Annotated in this window: 19 protein-coding genes; 13 read left to right on the forward strand and 6 right to left on the reverse strand. The window is 73.7% G+C overall.

The genetic code is table 11. The features are described 5' to 3' along the window. Nucleotides 1–193: 193 nt before the first annotated feature. The 4 genes from ACWDR0_RS03645 (at nt 194) to ACWDR0_RS03660 (ending at nt 6,672) form a co-directional block, all read left to right on the forward strand. Nucleotides 194–1,114, forward strand: coding sequence for a GNAT family N-acetyltransferase (locus ACWDR0_RS03645; RefSeq protein ID WP_456349959.1), 921 nt, complete (start codon nt 194–196; stop codon nt 1,112–1,114). Between the two features lie 182 nt (nt 1,115–1,296). Then, entirely contained in the window at nt 1,297–5,142 is a 3,846-nt protein-coding gene (locus tag ACWDR0_RS03650) for a helix-hairpin-helix domain-containing protein (protein WP_456349960.1), read from the forward strand. Nucleotides 5,143–5,147: 5 nt separating this feature from the next. Continuing rightward, a complete protein-coding gene (locus ACWDR0_RS03655; protein WP_456350017.1) occupies nt 5,148–6,146 on the forward strand; it encodes a DNA polymerase Y family protein in 999 nt (332 codons plus the stop codon). A 94-nt stretch (nt 6,147–6,240) separates the two neighbouring features. Beyond that, the gene (locus ACWDR0_RS03660) at nt 6,241–6,672 is read left to right on the forward strand and encodes an SgcJ/EcaC family oxidoreductase (protein ID WP_456349961.1); all 432 of its coding nucleotides are present in this window, start codon (nt 6,241–6,243) and stop codon (nt 6,670–6,672) included. Between the two features lie 43 nt (nt 6,673–6,715). On the opposite strand, the gene ACWDR0_RS03665 is transcribed toward ACWDR0_RS03660, so the two are convergent. After that, entirely contained in the window at nt 6,716–8,707 is a 1,992-nt protein-coding gene (locus ACWDR0_RS03665) for a 1,4-dihydropyridine esterase (protein WP_456349962.1), read from the reverse strand. A gap of 153 nt (nt 8,708–8,860) precedes the next feature. On the opposite strand from ACWDR0_RS03665, the gene ACWDR0_RS03670 reads away from it, so the two are divergent. After that, nucleotides 8,861–9,643, forward strand: a complete 783-nt coding sequence (locus ACWDR0_RS03670) for a hypothetical protein (RefSeq protein ID WP_456349963.1) — start codon at nt 8,861–8,863, stop codon at nt 9,641–9,643. A 178-nt stretch (nt 9,644–9,821) separates the two neighbouring features. Here ACWDR0_RS03670 and ACWDR0_RS03675 read toward each other — a convergent pair whose 3' ends face one another. Both ACWDR0_RS03675 and ACWDR0_RS03680 read right to left on the reverse strand, forming a co-directional pair. After that, nucleotides 9,822–11,633 (reverse strand): ABC transporter ATP-binding protein, encoded by a 1,812-nt coding sequence (locus ACWDR0_RS03675; protein ID WP_456350018.1) that lies wholly within the window; start codon nt 11,631–11,633, stop codon nt 9,822–9,824. 711 nt (nt 11,634–12,344) lie between these two features. Then, a complete protein-coding gene (locus tag ACWDR0_RS03680) occupies nt 12,345–14,663 on the reverse strand; it encodes a SpoIIE family protein phosphatase (RefSeq protein ID WP_456349964.1) in 2,319 nt (772 codons plus the stop codon). A 307-nt stretch (nt 14,664–14,970) separates the two neighbouring features. Here ACWDR0_RS03680 and ACWDR0_RS03685 point away from each other — a divergent pair, with 307 nt between their 5' ends. Then, nucleotides 14,971–16,125 (forward strand): Acg family FMN-binding oxidoreductase, encoded by a 1,155-nt coding sequence (locus ACWDR0_RS03685; RefSeq protein ID WP_456350019.1) that lies wholly within the window; start codon nt 14,971–14,973, stop codon nt 16,123–16,125. A gap of 42 nt (nt 16,126–16,167) precedes the next feature. Here ACWDR0_RS03685 and ACWDR0_RS03690 read toward each other — a convergent pair whose 3' ends face one another. Then, nucleotides 16,168–16,980 carry a hypothetical protein gene (locus ACWDR0_RS03690; protein WP_456349965.1) on the reverse strand — a complete coding sequence of 271 codons (813 nt, stop codon included), beginning with the start codon at nt 16,978–16,980 and terminating at the stop codon, nt 16,168–16,170. Between the two features lie 402 nt (nt 16,981–17,382). Here ACWDR0_RS03690 and ACWDR0_RS03695 point away from each other — a divergent pair, with 402 nt between their 5' ends. From ACWDR0_RS03695 to ACWDR0_RS03720, 6 genes are all read left to right on the forward strand, one after another. Then, on the forward strand, nt 17,383–17,697 hold the full coding sequence (locus tag ACWDR0_RS03695) for a 4a-hydroxytetrahydrobiopterin dehydratase (protein ID WP_456349966.1): 315 nt from the start codon (nt 17,383–17,385) through the stop codon (nt 17,695–17,697). A gap of 148 nt (nt 17,698–17,845) precedes the next feature. Continuing rightward, nucleotides 17,846–18,055, forward strand: a complete 210-nt coding sequence (locus ACWDR0_RS03700) for a hypothetical protein (RefSeq protein WP_456349967.1) — start codon at nt 17,846–17,848, stop codon at nt 18,053–18,055. Next, nucleotides 18,039–18,566: a DUF6879 family protein gene (locus ACWDR0_RS03705; protein WP_456349968.1), complete on the forward strand. Its 528-nt coding sequence runs from the start codon at nt 18,039–18,041 to the stop codon at nt 18,564–18,566. Before ACWDR0_RS03700 ends, ACWDR0_RS03705 begins: the two co-directional genes overlap by 17 nt. Then, on the forward strand, nt 18,556–19,392 hold the full coding sequence (locus tag ACWDR0_RS03710; RefSeq protein ID WP_456349969.1) for a helix-turn-helix domain-containing protein: 837 nt from the start codon (nt 18,556–18,558) through the stop codon (nt 19,390–19,392). The genes ACWDR0_RS03705 and ACWDR0_RS03710 overlap by 11 nt, the downstream gene beginning before the upstream one ends. Nucleotides 19,393–19,493: 101 nt before the next feature. Further along, nucleotides 19,494–19,958, forward strand: coding sequence for a glycine-rich domain-containing protein (locus ACWDR0_RS03715; RefSeq protein WP_456349970.1), 465 nt, complete (start codon nt 19,494–19,496; stop codon nt 19,956–19,958). Nucleotides 19,959–20,026: 68 nt separating this feature from the next. After that, nucleotides 20,027–20,725 (forward strand): class I SAM-dependent methyltransferase, encoded by a 699-nt coding sequence (locus ACWDR0_RS03720; protein ID WP_456349971.1) that lies wholly within the window; start codon nt 20,027–20,029, stop codon nt 20,723–20,725. Between the two features lie 15 nt (nt 20,726–20,740). Here ACWDR0_RS03720 and ACWDR0_RS03725 read toward each other — a convergent pair whose 3' ends face one another. After that, nucleotides 20,741–21,001 (reverse strand): hypothetical protein, encoded by a 261-nt coding sequence (locus tag ACWDR0_RS03725; RefSeq protein WP_456349972.1) that lies wholly within the window; start codon nt 20,999–21,001, stop codon nt 20,741–20,743. Nucleotides 21,002–21,106: 105 nt separating this feature from the next. On the opposite strand from ACWDR0_RS03725, the gene ACWDR0_RS03730 reads away from it, so the two are divergent. Then, nucleotides 21,107–22,069, forward strand: coding sequence for a helix-turn-helix domain-containing protein (locus ACWDR0_RS03730; RefSeq protein WP_456349973.1), 963 nt, complete (start codon nt 21,107–21,109; stop codon nt 22,067–22,069). Nucleotides 22,070–22,112: 43 nt separating this feature from the next. On the opposite strand, the gene ACWDR0_RS03735 is transcribed toward ACWDR0_RS03730, so the two are convergent. Further along, nucleotides 22,113–23,777: a bifunctional 3'-5' exonuclease/DNA polymerase gene (locus ACWDR0_RS03735; RefSeq protein ID WP_456349974.1), complete on the reverse strand. Its 1,665-nt coding sequence runs from the start codon at nt 23,775–23,777 to the stop codon at nt 22,113–22,115. Nucleotides 23,778–23,805 lie beyond the last annotated feature (28 nt).

Raw genomic sequence — 23,805 nt, forward strand, 5'->3', positions numbered from 1 at the left:
TGCCGTCCGATTGATCCACTTATTTCGGTTGTTTACGGGTGGGTCATGCCATGCGGCGCACTGTACACGTGGCCCGGACGCGGGCCGTGGGGGTTCCCCGGCCGGTCGGGGGTTCCCGGCCGGTATCGCTCCGTGATCCTCTGGCTGCCGGAAACCTTCCCTCCCGATCCTTCCCGACGAGGTCGCCGCCCCCATGAGTGCCGATGTCCAGAACTTCGCCGTCGCCCATCTCCGCCGCCGCCCCGAGGTGGCCGAAGTCGCGGGCTTCGTGGTGGGGTTCGATCCCGGTACGGCCAGCCCGTACGTCAACTACGCCACCCCACTGCCCGGTTCCCGCCCCGCGGACGGTGATATCGCCGCGCTGGTCGCCGCGTTCCGCGGGCGCGGGCTCGTCCCCCGGCTGGAGTTCGCGCCCGAAGCCGCGCCCGCGGTGGCCCCGGCGCTGCGCCGGGCCGGTTTCGGTGTCGAGGAGACGCAGGAGTACCTGGTCTGCGCGGCCGGCGGGCTGGTCGTGCCCGAGGGGCCCGCGGCCGGGGCCCCGGAAACGGACGGGGAGTACGAGGGGGTCGCCGCGGCGCTGGCCGCGGCGTTCGGCGGCGAGCCGTTCCCGGGGGGCCCGGCCGGGCTCCGCCGCACCCGGGAGACCGGTGGCGCGGTCCGCTGCGTCCCGGCTTCGGCCGTTCCCTCCGTTTCCGGCCCCGTTTCCGGCCCCGTCTCCGTTTCCGTCTCCGGCTCCGCTTCCGGCTCCGTTGCCGTTTCCGTTTCCGTTTCCGGGGGTGGTGCCGGGACCGCCGCCGGTGCCGGTGCCGTGCCGGACGCGGTGGGGCCGGGGCGCGCGGGCGGCGCCGGAGTCCCGGAGTGCGCCGGTGCGGGGGTCTGCTCCCCGGTCGCCGGGGGTACGGCCGAACTGGCGGGCATCGGTACCCGGCCGGAGTACCGCGGCCGCGGGGTGGCCGCCGCGGTGACCGCCGCCCTCACCCTGGCCGCGTTCGAGGCGGGCGCGGCCTCGGCATGGCTGGAGTCCTCGGGCGACGGCTCCCGCCGGGTCTACGAGCGCCTGGGCTATCGCGCCGCCGGTACGCGCCTCTACATGGTCCTGGCGGACCCGGCGTAGACCGCGGCCGCGGGAGCCGCGGGGCCGGTGATTTACCCCTTATCTCCATCTATGGTGGATTCAAGAACTTCGCCGCCGTCTACTCCCTTCGGACGATCGTCTTCGAACATTTCTTCGAAAAGGTCTATCGTGGGCCCCATCGACACGGGAGGGAGAGTTGTGGCTGGTGAGAGGAGGTACGGATGTCCTTTACGCATCTCCGTACCGCCTCGGGCTACTCCCTCCGCTACGGCGCCAGCCATGTCCACGACCTGGCCCGCCGTGCCGCCGAACGCGGTCTCGACGCGTTCGCGCTGACCGACCGGGACAGCCTCGGGGGTGCGGTACGGCACGCCAAGGCCTGTGCCGCCGCCGGGGTGCGGCCGCTGTTCGGTGTGGACCTCGGGGTCCCCGCCGTGCCGCGGCCGGGCACCCCCGGCGGCGGTGACCCGCACCGGACCCGGACCCCCGCGAAGGGCGGGGTCTTCGTCACCGAGCCCGCGCAGCGGGCCGTCTTTCTCGCGCGCAGCGCGCCCGGCTGGGCCGCGCTGTGCCGTCTGGTGTCCGCGGCCGCGGGCTCCGGCGCCGGTCACGACGGTGATGCCGGGGCCGCCGACGGCCCCGGGGGCTCCGGGGGCGGCGCGAACGGATCCGGCGCGAGCGGCTCCGGCACGAGCGGCTCCGGCGGCCCCTGGTCCGCCGGGCCCGCCGCCGCGGCCTGGGCGGCGCTCGACCGCGCGGCCGCCGGTCCCGCCGGGCCGGACGGTCTCTTCGTGCTGCTCGGCGCCGACTCCGAGCCCGGCCGGGCCCTCGCCCGGGGCCGTCCCGATCTGGCCGCCCGGCTCGTCACCCCCTGGCGCGACCGGTTCGGGGACGCCCTGCGTATCGAGGTCGCCTGCCACGACCGCCCCGGCTCCGGCCCCGGTTCGCTCCGCCTCGCCGCCCGGCTGCTGGGCTTCGCCGCGGAGCAGGGCATCACCCCCGTACTGACGAACGCCGTCCGCTACGCCGACCCCGGCCAGGGCGAGATCGCCGACATCCTGGACTCGGCGCGGCTGCTCGTGCCCGTCGACGCCCGCGACGGCAGCGCCCTCGACGGCGGTGAGCGCTGGCTCAAGGACACCGGTGACATGGAGCGGATCGCCGAGCGCGTCGCCGAAGCCGCCGGGGGCGGCGGGGCGGTCCGCCGGGCCCGGGAGCTGCTCGCCGCGACCGAGGAGACCGCCGCGGCCTGTGTCGTCGACCCCGGTGACGCCTTCGGGCTCGGCCGGCTCCATCTGCCCGAGCCGCATCTCATCGGCGCCACCGCGGGTACTGCGGACCGCGAGCTGGCGGCCCGGTGCGCGGGCGCGATGATGCACCGCGGCCACCACCGCGACAGCGGCCGCTGGGACCGGCTGGAGGACGAGCTGCGGATCATCGCGGGCCTGGGCCTCGCCGGGTACTTCCTCACCATGGCCGAGATCGTGAAGCTGGTGAAGGACATGGGCGTACGGATCGCGGCCCGCGGCTCCGGTGTCGGCTCCCTCGTCGTCCATCTGCTGGGGATGAGCCCGGTCGACCCCGTGGCGCACGGACTGGTGATGGAGCGCTTCCTCTCCCCGTACCGCACCGCCATGCCCGATATCGACCTCGATGTGGAGAGTGCCCGGCGGGTGGAGGTCTACCAGGCAGTGCTGAAACGTTTCGGCAGTGAGCGGGTCGCGACCCTCGCCGTCTACGAGACCTATCGCGCCCGCGGTGCCATCGAGGCCGTCGCCCGGGCCCGCGGTATCGAGCCCGACGAGGCCCGGCGGCTGGCGAAGGCCTTCCCCCAGATCCGCGCCGGGGACGTCCGGGCGTCCCTGCGCGAGCTTCCCGAACTGCGCGAGGTCGCGGGCGAGGACCACGGCCGGCTCTGGAGCCTGGTCGAGGCGCTCGACGGGCTGCCGCACGGTACGGCCATGCACCCCTGCGGACTGCTGATCTCCGACGACGGGCTGCTCGACCGCACCCCGACCGTCCCCACCACCCTCGACGGCATCGCCATGGCCCAGTTCGACAAGGAGGACGTCGAGGACACCGGGCACATCAAGGCCGATCTCATCGGCGTACGGATGCAGTCCACGCTCGCGCACGCCGTGGCCGAGATCGAACGCGCCACCGGGGAACACCTCGACCTCGACGACCCCGCGCAGGTCCCGCTCGACGATCCGGCCGTCTACCGGCTGATCCGGTCGTCCCAGACCATGGGCTGCTTCCAGATCGAATCGCCCGGCCAGCGCGATCTGGTCCGGCGGCTGCGGCCGCGCACCATCGACGACATCACCCTGGACATCAGCCTCTTCCGGCCCGGCCCGGTCGCCGCGAACATGATCGACCCGCTGATCGCGGTGCGCGACGGGCGGGCCCGGGCGGCCTGCGCCCACGAGGACCTGTGGCCGGTTCTCGCCGAGACCGGCGGCCAGGTCGTCTTCCACGAGCAGGTCATCCGGATCATGGCGACCATGACCGGCTGCGACCTCGGCCAGGCGGACGAGGCCCGGCGCGCGCTCTCCGACCGGGACCGGCAGGGGAGGCTGCGCGCCTGGTTCGCCGACCGGGCCCGGCAGCGCGGCTATGCGGCGCAGACCGTCCGGGATGTCTGGAAGGTGCTGGAGGGCTTCGGCGCGTACGGCTTCTGCAAGGGGCACGGCGCGGCCTTCGCCCGGCCCACGTACCAGTCCGCCTGGCTCAAGACCCACCGGGCCGCGGCCTTCTACGCCGGGCTGCTCACCCATGACCCGGGGATGTACCACAAGCGGGTGTTCGTCGCGGATGCCCGGCGGCGGGGGGTGCCGGTGCTGCTGCCGGAGGTGAATCTGTCTCACACGGATACCAGGATCGAACTGGTGTCTGGCGGAAAAGGCGAGAAATGGGGTGTACGGCTGGGGCTCGCCCATATCCGGGGCATCAGCGAGGCGGAGGCCGCACGGATCGTCGCGGGCCGCCCCTATGTCTCCCCGACCGACTTCTGGCGCCGGGCCCATCCGAGCCGCCCGGTCGCCGACCGGCTGGCCCGGGTCGGCGCCCTCGACGCGCTGGGCACCGGCGACCGCAGCGGCCGCCGCGAACTGATGCTGGAGATCGCGGAACTCCACCGCCAGGGGCGGGCGGCGCTGGACCCGGGGCAGTTGCCGCTGGGAGAGGACCCGGCGGGTGCGCAGGGTCCGGTGGCCGCCGGTGCGCCGGGCGCGGTGGCCTCGCTGCCGGTGACCATGCAGGGCCCGGGGCCCGCCGAACCCGGCTCCGCGCCTGGACCCGGGCCCGGCTCCGGCTCCGGGCCTGGACCCGGCTCCGTATCCGCGCCCGGCCCCGGCTCCGCCCCTGCGCCCGGCTCCGCCCCTGCGTCCGGCTCCGTATCCGCGCCCGCGCCGGAAGGCGAACCGGCCCCCGGCCGGACCGGCGGGCTACCCGCCATGGACGGCTGGGACCAGCTCGCCGCCGAACTCGACGTCCTCGACATGGATGTCACCCGCCATCTCCTCGACGACCACCGCGCCCTGCTCACCGATATCGGCGCCACCCCCGCCGCCCGGCTCGGCGAACTCCCGCACGGGACGGCCGTGCTGGTAGCCGGGGTGAAGACGGCGACCCAGACCCCGCCGATCCGCGGCGGCCGGCGGGTTGTCTTCGTCACCCTCGACGACCCCACCGGCCTGTCCGACCTGGCGTTCTTCGAGGACAGCCATGACCGGTGCGCGGCAACGGTCTTCCACAGCGCCCTGCTGCTGGTCCGGGGCACGGTGTCCCGCCCCCGCAACCGGCCCGGCAGTCTGAGCGTCACCGGTGAGGCCGTCTGGGATCTGGCCGAGCTGATCGAACTCCACCGCGACGGCGGCCCCGCGGCGGTGGCCGACCGGCTCACCCGGAAGCAGCCCGACACCGGTGCCGACGACCGGCGCCGGAGCCGCACCCTCACCGAACCCACCGGCTATGTGATGAACGCCTGGGCGGATCTGCGCCCGCCCGGTGTGCCGCTCGTCGGCGGGCGCACCCTCCACCACGCCAGCCGCGGAAGCGCGGGGTGACGAGCATGATCCTCTATGTGCACTTCGGACTGCGGGCGGTCGCCGGACTCGGCGACCCGGAGCCGGTCTACCGCAGGCTGGTGGGGCTGGTCGGCGGGATCACCCCGCTGGTGCAGGCGCTGCCGCCGGACGCCCTGCTCGCCGATGTCGCCGGGGCCCGGCGGTACTTCGACCGGGACGCCCGGGATCTGGCGGCGCTGGTCCGGATGCGGGTGGCCGCGGTCCACGGTATCGACTGCACGGTCGGGGTCGGCGCCAATCCGCTGCTCGCCCGGATCGCGGCGCAGTCCGGCCCGCCGAACGCGATCCGCTGCGCGCCCGTGGAGCCGGAGGCGGTCGCGGAGTATCTGGCGCCGCTGCCGGTGGCGGTCCTGCCGGGCGTCGGCCCCGCGACCGTCCGCACGCTCGCGCCGTACGGTCTGACGACGGTCGGCGACCTCCGGAGCGTCCCGGCCGACACGCTCGGCCGGATCCTCGGCGCCCCCGCCGCCCGCAGGCTCCGGGAGCAGGCCCGGGGCGCCGATCCGACCCGGGTCACGGCCGCGGCACCGCCCGAAACGGTGGCGGCACTACGGGAGTTCCCGCGCGACGAACTGGACCCGGAGCGCCACCGCCGGGCCCTGCTCGGCTGCGCGGAGGAGCTGGGCTGGAAGCTGCGGCGCGAGCACCGGGCGGCGGGCGCACTGGTGCTGACGGTCGGTTACGCGGACCGCTCCGGCACGGTCCGCACCCGCACCCTTCCCGAGCCGACCGCCCACTCCCGCGCGCTGGCCGAGGAGGCGTACCGCCTCTACACCTCCCTCGCGCTCCAGCGGGCCAGGGTCCGCAGTGTGGCGTTGCGCGCCCAGGACATCGCCCCCGAGGACCGGGCCGCCCACCAGCTCACCTTCGATCCGTCCGACGACCGCGCCCGCCGGCTGGAGGCCGCGGCGGACCGGGCCCGCGCCCGTTTCGGCCCGGCCGCGGTCCATCCGGCCTCGATACCTCCGGCCGCCACCGCCTGATCACTCTTGACCTCAACGTTGGTAGAGGTTGTGGACTGTTCTCCGGCGGCGGACACGGCGCCCCGGGCGGCGCCCGGTTACCGAAGGAGCGGTCATGGCCAGCAGCGTCCTCGTCGTGGGAGATATCGCGGAGCCGGTCCGGGCGGCGGTCACCGGTGTGGTGAAGGCCCTGGAGAAGGCGTTCAACGACAAGGACCCGGTCGCGCTGAGCGAGCAGTTCGCCGAGCGCGCGTCGTGGTCCAACGCCAGGGGCCTGCGGCTGGACGACCGGCAGGCGATCGCCGACTTCAGCGGCCCGGCGATGAAGAGCTTCCTGCGCGATTCCCATGCGCGCTACGAGGTCGTGAAGCTGCTGGAGCTGGCTCCGGGGGTGATCGCGGTGAACGTGGTCCAGACCCCGGCCGACGCCGCGGGCGGGCCTGTGGCGGGTCCCTGGGGAGCGACGCTCTATGTGATTTCCGAGCAGCCGGACGGCTGGAAGATCGTCGCGGGCCAGAACACCGCGGTGGACGCCCCGGCCGGGTGACGGGTGGCTCCGGTCACCCGGCGGGAGCGGTCCGGGCGCGGGTCTACCGGGTGAAGTAGGCGTCCAGGACCGTCACCGTGCCCCGGTTGCCGTCCCGGTCACCGAAGGAGGCACGGAAGGAGACCGACCTGTCCTTCGCCGGGTTGTCGATCTGGAACCGGCCGTTCGTCACGGTCACCGGCTGCCAGTTCGCCCCCCGGTCGTAGGAGACGAGGACATCCAGCGAGGCGAGGTTCCCCGGCCGGGACGCCGGGCCCTCGACGACGACACCGGCCCGCTGCCGGGCCCCGGCCGGGGCGGTGGACGCCAGGTCGACGGGTGTGTGGAAGCGGACCGTCGACACCGGCAGACGCTCCACCGCGGTGGTCTCCCGGGAGCGGAACGTCCACGCCGCGTCCACCCGGGACGAGGCCCGTCCCACGGCCGCGTCCCGGGTGACGGAGGTGGCCAGGGTGTACGAGGCGTCCCCGGCCGGAACCGTGAACTGCGAGCCGCTGCCGCCGGTGAGCGGGTCGCCGCTCTCACCGATCAGCACACCGTCGCGGTGGAGCGTGGTCCGCGCCGACGACAGCTGTGACCAGCCCTCGTGCGCCCTGCCGTCCGCGAACACGGGCAGAGCGCCCATCAGGGTGTTCCCCGACCGGAAGACACCCCCCGACGCCAGCGAGGGGGAGAAGACTCCGGTGTTGAAGGTCTCCCTGCGGACGCTGCCCGCCGTGTACTGCCTCGGAGCCACGAAATAGGAGCCTTCTCGTACCAGCCCGCCCGAGGGCAGATAGCGGTCCTGGTCGGTCTGGAGTGCCCAGGTCGTTCCGGGCACTGTCGACAGCTTCAGCGTACGGGCCGCGGGCAGCGCGTGCGCCCGCATGGGGGAGAGGCCGAACCACGAGCCGGGTGCCTCGCCCCGGGCGGAGACATCACCGTGTGCACCGGTCCCGGACGAGCCGAGGCCCGTGTGCACGGTGGCCAGTTCTGCGTCGGTGAACCGCCGGGCCGGGCCGGTCGCGACCCGCCGGGCGTCCGCCTCGCCCCAGATGACCTTGTAGTCGGTGGTGTTCCGCTCCCACATGGCCTGCCACGACTGGGAGAGGGACCCGTCCGTGACCTCGGGGCCGAGGTGCGCCGTACGGATCTCACCGCCGTCCGTCACGGGCATGGCGGACCCCAGCACATGCTCGCCCACCGCCACCGTGTAGGTAGCCATGGTGAACAGGTTCACGGCCTGTGCGTCCGGGACGGAGAACCGCGCCGGACGGGCGTCCCGCGCGTCCACGGTGAGCGTGGTGTCCTGCCCCACCTCCAGTACCGGCTGTATGAGCATGTCCACCGGGGCGGAGCCTTCGCGGGAGGGGCTGTTGACGGCCTCCAGCACATAACGGCCCGGAGCGACCTGGAGGGTGACCCGGCCCGACGAGACGTCCGGCATATGGAAGGAGCCCGTGGCGGCACCGGTCAGCCCCTGCAGCCGGACCTCGAAGTCCCGCCCCACCGCACCGTCCCGGCCGATGAAATCGAGGGTCAGGGTGTGTGTCGCGGCGGGGGTACGGGGGCGGGCACGGTCACCGGAAGCCGCCGCGCCGGAGGCCCGGTCCGGTCCGCCCGCGCCGCCGGGTTCCGCGCTGCCCGGCTGCGCGCCCGGCGCCCGCCCGGTCAGCTCCGTGATGTCGAACCGCCGAGGGTCCTGCCGGCCCGCCGCGAGGTCGTCCGCCAGGTCCAGCGGGACCGCCTGGGTGCGCCCGCCGCCGGTCCGGAACATCAGCGGAATGTGCTTCCGGCCCTCGGGCTGCTCGTACCGCAGACCCTTGCCGTCCCGGTCCGCGCTGATCCGCTCGCCGGTCGCGAGGGTGACGCTCCGCCCGGCCGCGTACCGCGGCTCCCCGCCGGAGCCCGGGCCGGCCGGGCGCTCCGCCCCGGCCGCCCCGGCCGTACCACTCGCGGTCGCGGTCCCGGCCCCGGTCACGGCCACGACTCCCGATAACAGAACCGAGGCAAGGGCCACCGCCGTCACCCGTTTGCTTCTGATCGCCAAGCTCATGCGCGCTCCTCCGCTTCACCCGCCGGACGACGGGCCACGGAGTTTTGCCGGGCCCGCATAAGCCTGCTGTGAGCGGGCGCGGTGATACCGGCGAAGCCCCTGGTGGCGCCGATCACGCTCCCCGCTGTCGGAGGGCACCACTACGGTGCCGCCATGACACAGGAAACCTCCGCCCCCGTGGACACCGACTGGAACCGGCAGCTCGCCGACGCCTTCGCCGTACTGCTGGGCCGCCCGCTGAGCACGTACGACCAGGACGCGGTGTACGCCGCTTCCGCCCACGGCAATCTGATGTACGAGACGGGGTTCCGGCAGGACGCCGCCTGGGTGCGCCCGGGCGCGCTCGGCGGTGCCGAACCGGTGGTCTGGGACTGCTGCCTGTTCGACGACTCCGACCGGACACCGGTCTTCGACGCGAGCCGCTCGGTCTTCGAACTCACGCCGGGGAACGCGGAGTCCGCGCTCCCGGCGGAGTTCACGGCCGCCGTCGCGGCGGCCTGCTTCTCCTCCGGGCTCATCCGGGGCGCCGACCTCGCCCCGCTGGTGCAGCGGTACGGGGTGGACCTCGCGGATCCCGCCTTCGCGGGCGCCTGGACGGTCTTCTTCCCCCGGCTGCTCTCCGACGGCACCCTCCTCGGCGCCCTGAAGGCCGCCCTCGACACCGGCGACGGCCCCGGCGACCTGGTGCCCTTCGAAGTGGAGCCCGCGGAGGACCGGGCGGAGGCCCTGGCCGCGATAGCCCACCCCGGACTCCGCGCCCACACCGCCTACTTCTGCACCGACGGCGAGGAGGGGATGATGCTCCTCGCCGAGGAGGAGCGGGGCTCGGCGGGCCTGTCGGAGCAGGGCTGCGAACCGATCGCGGCCTGGGAGGACGGCCACGGCCAGATCGACATCACGGTCATCCGCCTGAGCCCGCTGGTCGCCGGGGCTTAGGAGTTGCGCCCGGCCCGGGAGGGGCCGGGTGCCGCCCCCTTCACCGGGAGCGTGACGGGCGGGACCGGACGGCCTCCGGCACCGCGGTGCCGTGCCGGGCGGACGGCCCGCGCCCCCGCGCGGGCACGAGCCGTCCGCCCGCCCTTCCCTGCTCCGCGAGCCGTCCGCCCGCCCTTCCCTACTCCGCGGGCTCCGGCTCGTACGCGTACTGCTCCGACTGGACCCGGTACATCCGGCGGAAGGTGCCCACCGCGTCGGGGGACATCAGATCCGTGAAGGAGCCCTCCTCCACCACCCGGCCGTGTTCCAGGACGTAGATGACATCGGCGTGGCGGACGCTGTGCAGGCGGTGGGTGATCAGGACGACCGTCTGGCCCTCGGCCGCCATATTGCGGATCTGGTCGAAGACCCGCTGTTCGGCCTCGGCGTCCAGGGCGCTGGTGGGTTCGTCGACGACGAGGATGCCGGCGTTGCGGTGGCGGGCGCGGGCGATGCCGAGGCGCTGCCACTGGCCGCCGGAGATCTGGTGGCCGCCGCGGTAGCCGCGGGCCAGCAGGGTGTTCCAGCCGCGGGGGAGGGAGGCGACGGTCTCGTCGGCGCCCGCGTAGGCCGCGGCCTCGTCGAGCAGGGCGTCGTCCTGGGGGGCCGAGGGACGGCCGATGGCGACGTTGATACGGGCGGTGAAGGGCCAGCGGAAGAAGTCCTGGGCGACCAGTGCGATCCGGTCGAAGAGCTGGGCCCGGTCGGCCTCGGCCGCGTCGACGTCGTCCCACATCACCCGGCCCGAGTCGGGCGCGTACAGCCCGCACAGCAGTTTCGCGAGCGTCGACTTGCCGCTGCCGTTGTTGCCGACGAGGGCGACGATCCGGCCGGTGGGGATGGTCACGTCGACCCGGTCGAGCGCGGGGGTGTCGTCGTCGCCGGGGTAGGTGAAGCTGACGTCCTCGAAGCGGATCGCATCCACCCGCGCGGGCAGCGGCCGGCCGGTTTCGGGGATCAGCCTGCGGTCGGCCTCCTTGCAGAGGGTGTCCAGGTCGGAGACGAAGAGGCTCTCCTCGTAGAGGAGATTGAGCTGGACCACCAGCGCCTCCAGATTGGCGGAGCCGGTCCGGATCGCGATGACGGCCGTGCCCGCGACCGCCAGGTCCATCGTGCCGGTCCACAGCAGCAGTCCGAGGGTGGTGTACGTGGCGGCGGTAGCCAGCCCCGTCCAGCCGGAGGCGACCAGTCCGGTACGGGCGGCGAGTCCGGCCAGCCGGGTCTGCTCGCGCTCCCCGGTCTCGGCCATCATCCGGAAGTGGCGGAGCAGGAACGGGCCGATGTTGTGGACCCGGACCTCCGGCGCGGCCTGGGCGTCGATCAGCAGCCGGCCGAGGAGCTGACCGGCCCGGGCGTGCTGCACCCAGGTGTGGAAGGAGACGTACCGGCGGCGGGCGATCGTCAGCGAACTCCAGGCGCTGGGCAGGGTCATCAGCATCAGCAGCGGCAGCAGTGCCGGGTGGAGCACGGTGAGCACCCCGGCCGCGGCGGCCAGCGAGATACCGGCGCTCACCACCGACGTACAGAACCGGATCATCCGGCGGGCGGATTCCGCGCCCCACTGCGCCGAGTCCAGCAGCTTGTGGAACTGTTCGTCCTCCACCGCCGACAGTTCGACCCGGGCGACCCGTTCCAGATACTCCTCCGTCGCCACCCGGAACACCTTCGGCTCCAGCCGGCCGGTCCCGGCCGTGGAAGCGGAGCGCAGCAGGGCGGCCACGACGGCGGTGAAGGCGACGACGGTCAGCGCCGGTACGGCGGCGAGCATCCGGTCGACGGTCGGCCCGCCGCCCAGCAGATGCACCAGGATCTGGTTGACGGCGACCAGCCCGACGGCCTGGGCGATACCGCCGCCGAGTTCGGCGCCCGCGACCTGCCGCAGGGCGCGCCGGTCGGCCCGGTGGGCCAGCCGGATGGTGGCGGCGACCAGACCGGGCATCCGGACGATCATGGCGCGCATGTTCAGTTCGAGGAAGGAGCCGTCGTGCGTGCTCCAGCCGGTGTCGTAGCGCAGGGGGCCGCCGAAGAGGAGGCGCTCGGACTCCGAGACCTCCTCCGCGCCGTGGCCGTGCTCCCCGGCCGGCGGGGTGTCACCGGCCGGTTGGGTGTCACCGGACGGTCGGGTGTCGCCGGCCGGTTGGGTGCCACCGGCCGGTGAGGCGGCGCCGGGCGCCGGGGCGGTGGGCCGGCCCGGCGTCTTCGGGCCCGCCGGAGGCGAGTTGTCCTTCGCGGCCTGGGCCGGTGCCGGGCCCGTCTGGGTGTTCCGGGCAGTCCGCGCGGTCCTCATCCGGACCCGCGCCCGCAGGCGGTTCCCGGCTTTCCGGGGCTGCTGAGGAGGTGTGGTTTCTGTGCCTTCCGTGGTCTCCGTGGTTCCGGTATCCCGCTGTGTCATACGAGCCACCCGTCTCGGTCAGTGGGTACGTCCCCCCTGCGCCACACCCTCCTCCGCCGGGTGAACTCACCGGACGTAAAGGGCCGTTTCCGCCCCGCGACGGGTCCGTCTGTGCCATGGGGCATGGGCGCGGGGCATATACCTGCGGCGACCACCGGGTGCCTCTGCCGCCTGCTTCAACCCGGGTGCGCCGGGGCTGCCGTCTGCCACGACCGGCCGCGCCGGAGCCCGCCGCCCGCCCCCGACCCCCGGCCGTGCCGGGCCCGGCGGTCAGCGGGCCATTTTGACCGGGCCCGACTCCCACGAGGTGCGCCGCACCACCAGGACCGCCACATCGTCGTACCCCGGATGCGCCGGGCCCTCCTCGACCAGGCTCTCCACCAGCGCCTCCAGATCGGCCGCCCGGTCCGTGCCGCCGTGCTGCGGCCGGGTGGTCCAGGCGGAGAGCCGCCGGGAGACCGCGGCCACCGCGTCCTCGTACGACCGGTCGGGCGTGTCCACCAGCCCGTCCGTGTAGAGCAGCAGCACCGCGCCCGGGTCGAGCTGCCCGTGGTAGACGGGGTACCGGTCGGCGGGGGTGTAGCCCAGCGGCAGCGCGCCGGGGACCTCCAGCTCCCGGACCGTGCCGTCCGGCTGGGCCAGCAGCGGGGAGGGGTGGCCGGCCCGGACGATCTGGAGATGGCCGGCCCGCGGCGACACGTCCACGATGCAACAGGTGGCGAACCGGTCGGTGTCCAGGCCCCAGAGGGTCCGGTTGCCCCGGGCCATCAGACGTTCGGCGCGGTAGCCGTCGTCGGCGTGCGCCCGCAGGGCCGTACGCAACTGGCCCATCACGCCCGCCGCCTGGGCGCTGTGGCCCTCCACGTCCCCGATGACCAGGGACGCGCCGCCGTCCTCGCGCGGCAGCAGATCGAACCAGTCGCCGCCGACCTGCATGCCCTCGGCCGCCGGGACGTACCGCGCGGCGATCTCGAAGCCGGGCAGCCGGGGCAGCGTGCGCGGCATCATCAGCTCCTGGAGGTCGGTCATCCGCCGCCGGAAGAGGTCGGAGAGCCGGGCCCGGGCCAGGGACTGGGTGAGGATGCCCGCGATGGCGGCGGTGACGATCTGGTCGTCGGAGCCGAATTCGCGCGGTGAGGCGTACGAGATCAGACAGCTGCCGACCGTGCCGTCCGCCGAGGTCAGCGGGATGAACACATAGGCGCCATGGGCTTCGGCGGGCCGGAGCCTGGGATCGGGGAAGCGCTCCCGGTACTCGGCGCGGTTGCGGAAGAAGAGGGGGTGCCCGGCGCGCAGCGCCTCCGCCATGGGGTTGTCGTCGACGGAACCCATCACCCGCAGCCGGTCCAGCGTCTCCCGGGGGTAGCCGACCGCGCCCGCGAGCAGCAGCCGGCCCTCGTGTTCCAGATGGATGGCGAGCGCGTTGGCGCCCAGTTCGGGCAGGACCGTGCCGGTCATGGTGTCCAGGACGTCCTGGGTGGAGAGGGCGGCGGCGAAGGCGTTGGTCACCTTCAGGACGAACTCCCGCCGGGTCTCGCGGCGTTTGGCCCGCTCCCGCTGGGCGGTGGTGTCCCAGATGACGCCGATCAGCAGCCGGGGTTCGCCGGTACGGGTGTGCTGGACGGTGCCCTTGGACTCCAGCCAGTGCACCGAGCCGTCGGGCCAGACCACCCGGTGGGCGGCGTGGTGCTCACCGGTTCTGAGGCTCTCGTCGAGTACGCCGCGGATCCGGTCGACGTCATCGGGGTGGATGGTGCGCAGAAAGGACTCCGCGAGCGAGTCGAACCGGTCGGGGTCGAGGCCGAAGAGACGGATGGTGCGCTCGTCGGCGATGACCGTGCCGGACGGGATGTCCCACTCGTAGGAGCCGATGTTCCCGCTGGACATGGCGAGTTCCAGCCGGGTGCGGCCGCTCTTGCTGCGGCGCCGGAAGTCCCGGAGGTCGCGGGGGGTGGCCGGACCGGGCGGGCCGGTGGTGCCGGGGGCCGCCGGCTCGCCGGGGGCGGTGCTCCCGTCCCCGGGCCCCGCCGCGGCTCCCGGTTCGTCCGGGTGCTCCGGCCGCTCCCGGGCCGCCAGATGCTCCAGCCGGTGCGCGTACACCTCTCCGACCATGGTCAGCAGCCGGTCGTCCGGGGGCGGCAGCGGCAGCGGACCGTCGTACTGGACGACGAGCGCGCCGAGCACCCGCTCGTCCACCGGCAGCGGTACGACCGCGAAGCGGATCGCGTCGCGCAGCGCGGGGAGGTCGGGGTACCGCTCGGCCAGGTCGTCGGAGACGCCGTAGACGGTGCGCCGCTCGCGTACCGCGACGGCGGCCGGCAGCGGGGAGTCGGGGGCGAGGACGGGGAACCGGCGGATGGACTCCTCGTCCATGCCCTCGTAGCCGGAGAGCCGGAGCCAGCCGTCGTCGTCGGTCAGGAAGACCGCGCCGCCGTACGCGCCGACCGCGGTCAGACAGCTCCGCAGCGCGGTGGTCAGCAGGCTGTCGGCGTCGGGGCAGGCGAGGAGGGCGAGCACGCCTTCGCGGATCAGGCCCGCGTCGGGGCGGGTGCCCGCCTCGGTGCCCGTACCGAAGTCCTCCGCCGTCATCGGCTGCCACCTCCTCGCGGAGAGGATCGTTCTGTGCCGTCCGGGACCAGTCTCCCCGGGGGCGGGGGAACTGTCCTCACGGCCGGTCCCGGTGCTGGTCCCGGGCGGCCCGCCCCGGGGCACGGCGCGGCGGCGGATCCGCCATTCCCAAGAGCAGGCAAAAAGTGCGATTCAATTGGTTTATTCACCATATAGGACTTTTGGCCTTTCTTTGTGGTGGGACGGGCGGCGACGCTGGAAGGACTCTCCGCCCGCACCCCGGCGGGCAGCCCCCAGCAGGAAGCGGAACGCCGTGCCCCCGACCCCCGTGGCACCCTCCGAGGCCGCCCCCCTCGACGAGACGCTGATCGCGTCACTCGTCGGGGACGCCACGCTGGCCCCCTCCATGCACAACGCCCAGCCGTGGCTCTTCCACTACGAGCCCGGCACCCGGACCTTCCGGATCCGGGTCGACCCGGCCCGGGAACTCCCCCTGGCCGACCCCGACCGGCGGGCCCTGCACATCAGCTGCGCGGCCGCGGTCCTCAATCTGCGGGTCGCGGCCGTCCACGCCGGGTGGGACCCGGTGGTCGGGCTGCTGCCGGACCCCGCGGACCCGGATCTGCTGGCCGAGATCGCCCTGGTGCCGCGGCGCCCCGAGTCGTACGACGAACTCGCCGAGCTGTATCCCGCGCTCGGCCGCCGCCACACCAGCCGTGCGCCCTTCGACGACGAGCGCATCGAGCTGTCGCTGCTCGACGTGCTCGGCCGGGCCGCCTTGCTGGAGGGCGCCCACCTCGCCTTTCCCGACGGTTTCCACCGGCGGACCATCCTCGACCTGAGCGGCGAGGCCCTCGTCCGCGAGCAGGAGGACGCGGCCCACCGGGCGGAGATCGCGCGCTGGACCGGGGACCCGCCGGAGGGCCGGGAGCGGGACGACGGCATCCCGCGGTACGCCTTCGGACCGCTGCGCCGGGGCGGCGGCGCGCCGGTCCGAGACTTCGGCCCCGGGGAGCCGCCTTACGCCGGGCCGGGCGGCTCCGGCGGTGCCTTCGGTTCCGGTTCCAGCTCCGGTTCCGGTACGGGCTCCCGCGGTGCCTCCGGTACCGGCGGGGCCGCTTCCGGTACCGGCCGGGCGGCGGGGGTGCCGCTGCTCCCCGACCCCGACTTCGTCCGGGAGTCCGCGGTCTTCGAGGAGTCCCCGCAGCTCGCCCTCCTCGGCACGGCCCGCGACCATCCGGCGGACTGGCTCCGGGCCGGGCAGGCCATGGAACGCGTCCTCCTGGAAGCCACCCTCGACGGCCTGGCCACCTCCGTCGCCTCGCAGGCCCTGGAGTGGAGCGACCTGCGGTGGGCGGTCCGAGACCCGGCGTCGGCGATGGGCCATGTCCATATGGTCATCCGCCTCGGCTACGGTCCGACGGGCCCGTCGACCCGGCGCAGGCCCGTCGGCGACGTACTGTCGATCGGCGGCGACGGATAGCGGCGGCGTGCTGCTCGTCGCGGCCCCACTGCCTGCCGGTGGTTACTTCCGGGGCAGGCCCGGTACCACGAACGGACCGTTCTCGAAGACGCCCTGCGGTGTGGCGCGGACCTTCGGTCCGGCCGACGAGATCTCCAGGGCGAGCCTGCCGCCCATGATCCGCAGGTCCAGCCAGTACCGGGTGGTCTCACCGGACCGCACCGGGCCGTGGATACGGTGGCCGGGGTAGCCGAGGCCCCGCAGCTCCGCCTTGACCTGCTCGGGGGAAGCGGCGGGCCCCAGGCCGGTGACCGGCCCGGTGACGCGCCGCGCGTGCGCGTCCCCCACGCACTTCTCCACCTCGGTGAGTTCCACATCGCCCACCGCCGGGGTGGTGCCGGGCTCGGAGCGGGGCGGGTCGGGCACGGGAACGGTGTCGTCGAGAGGCACCGGCTGCCCCTCCTCCGGCAGCGGCTCCTCCGGACCGGACCGCGGCTCCTCCTCCGCCGCCCGCTCCTCCGCGGCGGCCGCTGCCCGCTCCTTCTCCTGCTGCTTCCGGCCACCTGGCGGGACCGGCGAGCACAGCTCCGTCAGCTCCAGGTCCTTCTCCATGAAGGCCAGTTCCACGGCATCCCCGTCGGGCAGCTCCCCGCTGTCCGTGGTCCGCGGCGCGGCGGCGGCGGGCTCGGCCCGGGCCGAGCCCGCGGACGTGTCCCGGGCGGCACCCTCCTTCCCGGCGCCGCTCTGCTGGGTGCCGCAGGCGGTGACCGTCAGGGCGGCGACCGCGGTGAGGGCGAGGGCGATCCGGCGGCGGGCGCGGGCACCGGTCCTGCGGTGGTGACGGGTCCTGCCGGTGGGGGTCTCGTTCGCTGTCATGATCGACAGTTTTCGGCCGGGCGGATTATCACCACATGAGCACGCGTACTCATCCGCCCCGGTGATACGCCCGCTCCGGCACCTGGTCCGTAGCCGGTCCCGTATCCGCCCCGGTCCCGGCCCCGGCCTGCTCCGGCCGCCGCCGCCCCGGGCCTGGTCTGCGCCGCCCCGCCCCGCCCCGCTCCACCCGCCCCGCCCGTCCCGGCCGCAGCACCGTCCCGGCTACCACCCCCGTCCCGCTCGCAGCGGCCGCGCCGGAGCGCGGATCCGCCCGTGGCCGCGGGCCGGTGGATACGCTCCGACGGGGCGGGAGCGGACCGGTCGCCGTCCCGTCGGCGGCCGCCCGGACCACCCCGCGAAAGCCGACCGCCGCAGCCACCGCACGCACCCGAGGAGCATCTGATGGCCGCCACCCCGCTGACCCCCGCAGAGCTGGACGAGGCCCTGACCGCCCTGCCCGGCTGGACCGTCGAGAACGGCAGGCTCACCGCCTCCTTCAAGCTGGACCGCGCCGATGTCCCCGCCCTCTACGCGGCTGTGGCGGCCGCCGAGGACGAGGCGAACCACCATGCCGAGGTGACCGTCCTCTACGGCACGATCGGCTTCGCCCTCGCCACCCACGACGCGGGCAACACGATCACCGCCCTCGACACCGCCATGGCGGCCCGCCTCACCGCCCTCACCACGGCCCACGGCGCCCGCCCGGCCGGCGGTTAGCCGGGAGCCGATGGACACCCCCGGCCGTTGGTGATCGTTTACCCCGTAACGCGGATACCGGGTTCCTTCCGTGGACAGGGGCACGGGCCCGTCCTACCGTCGCACCCGGCGGCAGGTACGGGCCGTGAGCGCGGCGGAGGAGGGAAAGATGGCGGTCGAGAAACTGACCCGTCTCACCGGTGGCATCGACGACCCCAACTGCGACGATGACGACTGTCCGAACGTCTACCGGACGGGAAACGGCTCGTTCCTCGTCCAGGGCGAGGTTTCCCGGGCATTCGTACCACCTGCCGGTGAAGCGCTGGTGGAGATTCCCGAGGATGTGCTGAGGGCGGCTTTCCGTGCGCTTGGATGGTGAGGAGTGGCGCAGCTTCTTCGACGCGTTCGGACAAGAGGCCTGGCGTTTCGAGGCGCAGCCCGTATACACGATGCCGAAGGAGCGGGAGAACATCGCCCGTTTCCTCCGGGGGGAGCGGAAACCTGCGGGTCACAACGCCCTGTGGCACGAGCGGGTGCGTTCGTATGTGAGGTCGGGAAGGAACGTCGGACGGGTCCGTATCGTGCGTGTGCCGCTCACCGACTACCAGCGGTACCAGTTCGCCTGGGGAATCCCCGGCAATATCGCCGCAGGGGAGGACATCCGCGTCCTCGACGTGACGCGGAACGACTACGGTCTGCCTCTTTCCGGAGGGCGGGACTGGTGGATGTTCGACCGCTCCCGGATCGCACATCTCAACTTCCGGCCGGACGGTACCCAGCTCAACCGTGAGGTGTACGAGGGCGACCCTGCCCCCTACCGGGAATGGCAGCGCATCGCTCTGGAGTCCGCCGTGCCTTTCGAGGAGTATGTGACGGGCCTTGGTGTTTGACCCGGGGCATCTGGGCGGCAGGTCCAAAGCCGATCTGGCGGCGGCACTGGGCGCTCTGCGCAGAGACGCGGGCCGTACGCAGATCTGGCTCGCCCGCCGTTGCAATATGTCGCAGACGAAGCTCAGCAATATCGAGACCGGGCGGATCACGCCCGGTCTCGTGGATGTCGAGCTGATCCTCAAGGCCCTGGACACACCCCGCGACACCGCGGTTCAGATGGCTGCCCTGGCGAGGCTGGCGAACACGGAGTGGCAGGGCAAGAGGGCATCGTGGCGCCGGGGTACGGAGAAGCGCCAGGCGGAACTGGCCGGCCTCGAAGCGGAAGCGGTGGAGCTGCGTTACTTTCTCCCCGCAATGGTGACGGGGCTCCTGGCGACGCCCGCCTATATGCGGGCCGGCCTCACCCATGTGCCCGGGGACCTCTCGGGAGTGCTGGCGCGGAAGATGGAACGGCAGGCCGTTCTCCATGACGGCGGGAAGCTGTTTACCTTCCTCCTCACCGAACAGGCCGCCCGATGGCCGGTGGTCCCACCCGCCGAGATGGCGGCCCAACTGGACCGGCTGGTATCGCTGACCCATCTGCCGAGTGTCCGCATCGGCGTCCTCCCGCCCCAGGCGCCCTGCGTCCGCGGTCCGATGAACACGTTCACCGTCTACGACGAGCGGCTCGTCACGGTCGAGACCTTCACCGGGCGCCTGGTGTTCCGTGACGCCAGGGACATTGCCGAGTACCGGCAGATCTTTGCCTCGTACGAGCGGATCGCCCTGTTCGGGAACGACGCCCGGGCGCTGTTCGCGGAATGGGCAGAGACATTCCGTCCGTGATCGTTTATCCCGGAACGCGGATATTGCTGGCCCTTGGCCGCGGCGTCCTGAAGCGTGGTCGGTGGCAGATCCGGCACACCGGCACACCAGGAGGCGATGACATGACGATCACCCACCGGGAGAACGCAGGCGCTTCACATCTCGATCTCATCCGCCCCGAACTCCGCGCGGATCTGGTTGCGCTCGTTCGTGACGACTACTGGCCCGGACTCACCGATGAACTCGGCGAGCGCGGTGTCGAGCAGCTCGCGGCATTCCTGTCGACCACCGCGACCGTGGCGCACAGGATGACGCCGAGTCTTCGGGTGGATCTGTTCTGGCACGCCTTCGTCCTCCACACCAAGCCCTACGCCGACTTCTGTGCCTCCCTGGGGGCCGGGTTTATCCACCACGTACCGGACCGGGGCGGGCACGGTTCCGGCAAGGGGCGAGCCGCCATGGCTCGTACCGAGGCCGCTGTCCGTGCCGCCGGTTACACCATCGACCCCGAGTTCTGGCCGGGGGGCGGAGGAGCCGACTGCACCCAGAGCTATGCGGGTTGCTCCGACAGCCCGGTGAACACCTGACCGTGCGTTCCTCAGCCGCCCGGGCGGGTCCGGGGCGGCTTCCTCCGCTGCCGAAGGAGCTGCCGCCCGTGACCGATGCCGCCCGTGCCGCATGGGACGTCTACGCGCGCACCGCGCCTGTGCGGAGGGCGGTTGATGCCCGGGGGGAGAGCACCTGGTTCAACTGGACCCAGTACGCCGATCACGGGCCCGGTGCCGAGGTGCTGGGGCTGCCGGGCGGCGGGCGGGTGGTGGATCTGGGGTGCGGGAGCGGGGGGAACGCCGCGCATCTCGCGCGGACCGGGACGCGGGTCACGGGGGTCGACCTCTCCGGGCGGCAGCTCGCCAAGGCCCGGGAGCGCCGGGGCGGGCCCGGTGGGGTGGAGCTGGTGGAGGGGGATGCCCTCGGGTGGCTGGCGGCCGGGCCCGGCGGGTGGGATGCCGTGTACAGCGTCTTCGGGGCCGTCTGGTTCACCGATCCGGCGCTGCTGGTGCCCGTGGTGCACGCGAAGCTGCGGCCCGGCGGGGTGTTCGCGTTCTCGCAACGGCCGCCCGTCCCGGGGTGCTACGGCCGGCAGGCCGCTTTCATCCCCCGGGGCGAGGGCGAGGACCCCGCCGTCGTCACGCGCTGGGACCATCCGCCGGAGGTCTGGTGCGATCTGCTGGCGGGGTACGGCTTCGCGGAGGTGACCGCCGCCGTACTCCCGCCGCCGGACCGGAGTCCCCGCCGGGCGGGGACCCTGCTCGTCCGCGGGGTGCGGGGCGCGGGCGGTGCCCGCGCCGGGTGAGGGAGTGTCCTACGGTCACGCCGCCGCGGTGCACGGGGCTCCCGTGGCGCAGGGTGCGTTCGTGCCCTCCGGGCGGGCGGCCCGGGCGGGACGGGGCGTATCGGCAGGGGCGGCCGGGTGTGGGGGCGGTGGGGCCGTACGGGGGGTTCTGTCCCGGGTGGCCGCCTGTCGTAGCTGGCGGTCGACCGCCCGGTCCCGGGCATGGCCCACCAGGGCGGGAAGGGTGACGAGGGCGGCCAGTGCGATCACGGCGAGGTAGCTCCAGAACGTGTTCATGCCCTCTACTGTCGCGGGCCTGCCCACCCGGCAGCAGTGGCAGAACTGTCATGAATCTTCGATTTACTGCCAGCCGTCCGGCCCCGCCGTGGCACACTGGCCGCCATGCTGAGCAATGTGGCGGTACCACTGCTCGACACGGTGCACCCCTTCGAACTCGGGGTGCTCTGCGAGGTGTTCGGCCTCGACCGAAGCGACGACGGAATGCCGGTGTACGACTTCGCGGTCGTCTCCGCCGAGGACACCCCCACGCTCTCCACACACGCGGGCTTCACCATCACCACCCCGTACGGTCTGGAGCGCCTGGAGGAGGCCGACCTGATCGCCGTGCCGACGGGTGGCTCCTATTCGACCCGGGGCTATCCGGAGGAGCTGCTCGCCGCGCTCCGCCGGGCCGTGGACCGGGGCGCGCGGGTGCTGAGCGTCTGCTCGGGGGCCTTCGTCCTGGGCGCGGCGGGCCTGCTCGACGGCCGCCGCTGCACCACCCACTGGCGGTACAGCGCGGCGCTCGCACGGCGCTTCCCGCTGGCCGAGATCGACCCCGACGTGCTGTACGTGGACGCCGGACCGGTCGTCACCTCCGCGGGTACGGCCGCGGCCATCGACGCCTGTCTGCACATCCTCCGCCAGGAGCACGGCCCCGAAGTCGCCAACTACATCTCGCGCCGCATGGTCGTCCCGCCGCACCGCGACGGCGGCCAGGCGCAGTACATCACCCACCCCCTGCCGCGCAGCCGCTGCGACACGATCGCCGAGACCCTCGACTGGATGGAGCGCCATCTCCACGAGGACATCACCGTCGACCGGCTCGCCGAACGGGCCCATATGTCCCCGCGGACCTTCGCCCGCCGCTTCCTCCAGGAGACCGGCACCACCCCGTACCGCTGGCTGCTCCGGCAACGGGTGCTCAAGGCGCAGGAGTTGCTGGAGTCGACCGACGAGACGATGGACGTGATCGCCGATCACTGCGGCTTCGGCAACGCGGCCGCCCTGCGCCACCACTTCCTCCGTACGCTCGACACGACCCCGAACGCCTACCGCCGCACCTTCCGCGGCGCGGCCGTCTGAGCCCCGCGGCCGGCCGGGTCCCGGGACCCGGCCGTGCCGCCGGTCACTTCGCGTCGGCGTAGCACTCCACCGCGGCCGTGGTGAACGGGAAGCGGACCGGGGTGTCGCCGAAGGCGATCCGGCCGGCCAGGGCGCCCGCCTCGCGGATCGCCGCCGTCACCGCCTCGGTCTCCTCCGCCGGGCAGTGCACCACGACCTCGTCATGGACGAAGAACACCAGCTCGGCCCGCATCCCGGCGGTCGCTCGGCGCAGCGCGGCCAGCATCAGCAGGGACCAGTCGGCGGCGGCGCCCTGGACCACGAAGTTCCGTGTGAAGCGGCCGCGGGCCCGGGCGTCCGAGGTACCGGACGGGACGGCCGCCTCGGTGTCCTCCTGCGGCAGGCCCGCCTCCCCGGCATCGTCCCCGCCCCGGACCGGCGGGCAGGTGCGGCCGAGGTACGTACGGACCAGACGGCCCTCCTCGCCCGCGCGGGCCGCATCGTCCACATAGGCCACCGCGGCCGGGAAGCGGCGCCGCAGCGCGGCGAGGTTCTTCAGGCCGTCGCCGGAGGTCTGCCCGTAGATCGCGCCCAGCAGCGCCAGCTTGGCGTGCTCCCGGTCGCCCGCGAACGCCCGGGTGGAGAGCAGCGAGTACAGATCGGCTTCATGGCCCGAGACCTCCATCAGACCGGGGTCGCGGGAGACCGCGGCCAGCACCCTGGGCTCCATCTGGTCGGCGTCGGCGACCACCAGCCGCCAGCCCTCGTCCGCGACCACCGCCCGCCGGATGACCCGGGGGATCTGGAGCGCGCCGCCGCCGTTGGTCGTCCACCGCCCGGAGACCGAGCCGCCGGGCAGATAGCCGGGCCGGAACCGGCCGTCGCGTACCCAGTCCGCCAGCCACCCCCAGCCGTGCGCCACCCAGATCCGGTACAGCTTTTTGTACTCCACCAGCGGTTTCACCGCGGGATGGCCGATCTCCTCCAGCTCCCACCGGCGGGTCGACCGCAGCTTCACCCCCGCCTCCGCGAACGCCTTGATCACATCGGCCGGGAGATCCGGCCGCACCCGCCGCCCGAACGCCGCCGACACCTCGTCCGCCAGCTCCGCGAGCCGCCGGGGCTCCCCGCCGCCCGCGTACCGCTCGCCGAGCAGCTCCGCCAGCAGCCGCCGGTGCACATCGGCCCGCCACGGCAGCCCCGCGCGGTTCATCTCGGACGCCACCAGCATTCCGGCCGATTCGGCGGCCGTGAGCAGCCTCATCCGGCCCGGGTGGGCGGTCGCGTCATGACGGCGCTGCTGCTCCGCGTACACCTCCAGCAGGGATTCCAGCGGCACCGGTACCGGCCGCGGTTCGAACAGCGACGACTGGGCGCCCGGCTCGGCCGCGCGCTGCGGCGGATCGGGCGGGACGGGCTGCCGCCGCAGCCGGGCCAGCGCGGCCGCGGCCGACCGGGGCTCCCCGAACCGGCCCTCGTGCCCCAGGAGCAGCAGCTCGGCGTCCTCGATGTCGTAACACCGGTCCACCGGGACCCCGGCCGCCAGCAGCCGGGGGTAGAGGTCGAAGGTGGACCGCCACACCCAGCGGCCGACCTCCGGCCGGGACCGGACCGCCGTGACCAGATCGGGCTCCCGGACCACCGGCCCGGCGGGCAGCCCGTCGGGGCGCAGGGGCACGAGCCGTGCCCCGTCGCCCTCCTCCGCCGCGATCGCCCACCGTTCCGTCATGGGGGAATTGTCTCAGCAGCCTCTGACA

Source organism: Streptomyces sp. NPDC003691 (genome assembly GCF_053981115.1).